The organism is Bacillus sp. JJ864 (assembly GCF_036963045.1).
GTDB classification, from domain to species: Bacteria; Bacillota; Bacilli; order Bacillales; family Bacillaceae_G; genus Bacillus_A; species Bacillus_A pseudomycoides_C.
The window spans coordinates 1-3,656 of record NZ_JBALLY010000068.1 but is presented as its reverse complement, the minus strand read 5'-3'; the positions used below and the strand labels follow the sequence as shown (position 1 = coordinate 3,656).

The 3,656-nt window shown below is 31.9% G+C and carries 4 protein-coding genes; 3 read left to right on the top strand and 1 reads right to left on the bottom strand.

Annotated elements, in window-relative coordinates; all coding sequences use genetic code 11:
* The first annotated feature begins 279 nt into the window (after positions 1-279).
* Positions 280-804, top strand: coding sequence for a hypothetical protein (locus tag V7024_RS11415; protein WP_335519784.1), 525 nt, complete (start codon positions 280-282; stop codon positions 802-804).
* A gap of 309 nt (positions 805-1,113) precedes the next feature.
* On the opposite strand, the gene V7024_RS11410 is transcribed toward V7024_RS11415, so the two are convergent.
* A complete protein-coding gene (locus V7024_RS11410; protein WP_335519825.1) occupies positions 1,114-1,347 on the bottom strand; it encodes a phage holin in 234 nt (77 codons plus the stop codon).
* Between the two features lie 901 nt (positions 1,348-2,248).
* Here V7024_RS11410 and V7024_RS11405 point away from each other — a divergent pair.
* Both V7024_RS11405 and V7024_RS11400 read left to right on the top strand, forming a co-directional pair.
* Positions 2,249-3,037: a peptidoglycan-N-acetylglucosamine deacetylase gene (locus tag V7024_RS11405; RefSeq protein WP_335519822.1), complete on the top strand. Its 789-nt coding sequence runs from the start codon at positions 2,249-2,251 to the stop codon at positions 3,035-3,037.
* Positions 3,038-3,094: 57 nt separating this feature from the next.
* Positions 3,095-3,656, top strand: a 562-nt coding sequence (locus V7024_RS11400; RefSeq protein ID WP_335519819.1) for a YkyA family protein, incomplete at its 3' end; no start/stop codon positions are given.

The following is a 3,656-nucleotide window of genomic DNA, read 5'->3' as shown; positions in this document are numbered from 1 at the left end:
AGCCGCTTCCGCTTTTCTAAAGAAGATAGGTGGGGGGCTTTCCGTCAGCGGGGGATGAAGCCCCCCACTGATGGAAGTTTCATTTTATTTCGAGTTAGTAGAGAATAAAGGAATACAAGAAAAAGCTGTACATGATGTGCAGCTTTTTTAGAATGATTTTTTCTTTTGTTTATCGAATACTATATAAAGTAAAGAGTATAAAAATGATAAGTTTTCGGGAACTGTTAATGGAAGAAGTAAGAAAGCTATACATTTAATATGAGAATGGGGTGAATTTGTATGGTGAAAGATTGTGGTGAGTTAGAAAAACAAAATAAGTTTACTTTGAGTGTACAACCTGCTTTGTGGTCAGGGAGTACGGACAAAGATTTAGTTTATAAGCAATATATCCCTCGTATAGAAGTAACACTTTCTGTGTGTAATATGAAACAAAACACTTCGTTTTCAAACACTGTTTATTATGAAATTCAGGATATAATTGCAATTCAAATTGAAGTAGATAATCAAGGGGAAGAGGCTGCTTCTCGCATATTTGTCAGTCATATGATTAGAGATCAGTTATCGTTTGTACCAAATACTTTAACATCCAATAATGGGGAAAATGAATTTCTTTTTCAGCTTGTTCGTTGGCGTATAGATAACTTATTACCGAAAGAAAAAGCACGTTTAGTATGGCAAGTAAAAGCTGAGCGTAACAGTTTACCACCTTTTTTGCCTCTTCGTGCTACATATACATTTCAACATAATAACCAAGTGTATGGACCATTGCAAACAAAGGAGACTATGCTGATAAAAGCGACATGAAGATTCTTTTTAGGTGGACGAGAACATTTCACCGTGTATAGAATCGGTTAGTTTTTTCCCTGCTATATACAAGCGTGAACACAAGTGCAGGTCATGTTTTCTTTTGCGTAGCATGTTGAAAAATTAAAATGAATTTATATATAAGTATAAACAGGTGAAGAAGGAAATCGTCCATATATAATGGATAATTACCTTCTTTTATGATGATCTAACATGCGTTCAGTTCCTTTTTATAGGGAGGTTCTTATTTTGCATATAAGATCTTTCCTATGGGTGTGAAGAACATTTTTTAGTTAAAGTGCCCTTTCATTAGTGGAGGTTGTGCTTTTTCAAAAGTTCTTTTTGTTCAAGTCCTTTTTTTCCTAAATAGTTATTTTTATATCCGAAATATAAGATAAATAAAAAAGAGGCAACATTGACAATTGCATCGATTTGTCCATTTGAAATGAAATGTAATCCAAATGATTCAAATAATAGCTTTAATGATAAAAGAAACCCAGTAAGAAAACGGAGAATGTCGGATAAATTTTCTGTTTTCAGGATATGTCCCTCCTTATGTTATATGTTTCATATAATATGTATATGAAAATAGAAATGAAAGAAATACAAGCTTATATAAAATGGTGTAGTAGTTGTACACACATTTTTTTATTTAATAGAATAGCAACAGATACATAGCGACATATAATAATTGAAGAGTAGTATTTTGGAATCAAAACGGGAGCAAATGATTTCAAAGATAGAACAAACATTAGTGCGAAAAAGTGATGTTATAACATGCTCGAAAGAAATAAATATGTAATAATTGCAGCAGATAAAGGATAGGAAGAATCGACATTCATGAATCGAATTGCTAAAAATTCAACAAAGATGTTATAAGATGATATGGTACACATCATATTTATGTCTAGCGGAGCAATATATCCATTAGAAGGAAATTCAGTTGAAGAATTGTTAGAACTGGCACAAACGAGGTTATATCAAAATAGAGATATGCAATGAATGGAATTATAACATTATTATTTTGAAACATTTTTTGCAGTTTTGTTACAATATATTATGGATTTTGTGACAACCCCCTTTAAAAATGTAGTTAATCAGCATATAATTAATGATGGACGTATCAGTACATTTTGCACAATGATTTCTCATTAAAAGTGTAGAGTTGGAAAGATCTCTACACTTTTCCTTTTGAAGACGTTTGGAAAATAACTAGAATTTGTTATATAAATTCATTCTGATTTTTCAACATATAAGCCGCTGCTATACATAGCTAGATGCTCTCATCTATATAAAAAGAATGTGGTTTTTATGTCGTTTTTTCAATTTGTATTTATATATTGCGTCGATTCATTTATGCTGTGTAAAATGAAAAAAGTAAAGGTGTATAGAAAAATAGAAAGGAAATGATAGAATGGTAGACGTTACGAACCGTCGCTCCACAATGATTAAACGCTTGGGTATTGTTTTTATCGCAATTTGTGTTGTAGCGGCAGGGTTTTTTATGTTTCAATCCATTACTTCTCCTGCAAAAGCAGTTGCAAATCAAGAAAATACTGTTCAGTTTGCAAGTGAACAACCAAAAGTAGAGATGAAAAAAGAAGTACCAGAAAAATATAACGGTCAAATGCGTAAAATAGTGTACTTAACATTTGATGATGGTCCAAGTGAATTTCAAAAGGAAATATTAGATATTTTAAAGAAGAATAATATAAAGGCAACATTCTTTATGATTGGTGGGAATATTCCAGCTCATAAGGATAGTGTAAAGCGTTTAGTAAAAGATGGGCATTATCCAGGTGTTCATAGTATGACGCATAATTATAATAAACTGTATAAAGAAGGTAAATTTGTTGAGGAAATGAAACAAGCTCAGGATATTATGAAAGAGGTAACAGGTATTCATCCGAACCTTGTTCGTTGTCCGTATGGAAGTATGCCGGGTCTTACTCAAGCGTTGCGTGATCAAATGACATCTGTTGGTATGAAAGAATGGGATTGGACAGTTGATTCTTTAGATTGGAAATTACCAGGAAACCCTAATGGAGTCATTCAAAATGTTGTTCCTCATGTTAATAAAGAACGAGAAGTCGTGTTAATGCATGAAAAGAAGCAAACAGTGGAAGCGTTGCAAACAATCATTGATGATCTTCGTAAAAAAGGATATGACTTTGAAGTATACGATGAAGCAAGTCATTTTTCATTAAATTTCTGGCATGATAATCGCATATAAAATTAGGAGGAATTGAAGTTGAAATATAAAAAAGTAGCAATAGTAGCAGCTATATCAATGAGTTTACTTGCAGGTTGTTTCGGACCTAAACCAGAAGAAGAGTTGTACGTAGCATTTGAGAATGCTGCCAAAAAAGAAAAACCAATCTTTGATGATGCGAAAACATTAGAAACATTAGAAAAGCAAGGGCAAGAATTATATAGCCAGATTGTAAAAGACGGAAAAGATAACAACCAAGTGGTAAAAGAGAAGGTAGATCAAGCTGTAAAAAGCGTTACTGATCGTGAAAAAGTGTTAGATAAAGAAAAAGAGACGTTAGATAAAGCGCAAGCAGAAACAAAAGATGTTGATAAATATGTAAAAGATCTTAAAGATAAAAAGTTACAAGAGCAAGCAAAGAAAGTACAAGATTCATATAAAGGTCGTTATGATGCCTTCAACAAGATGTATGATAGCTATAAAAAATCATTAAAACTAGAAAAAGAATTATATACAATGTTGCAAGCGAAAGATGAAAAATTAAAAGCGATTAGTGAAAAAGTAAAAGTTGTAAATCAATCTTATCAAGAGATTGATTCTCCAAAAAATAAATTTAATGAATATACAAAGCAGTATAATG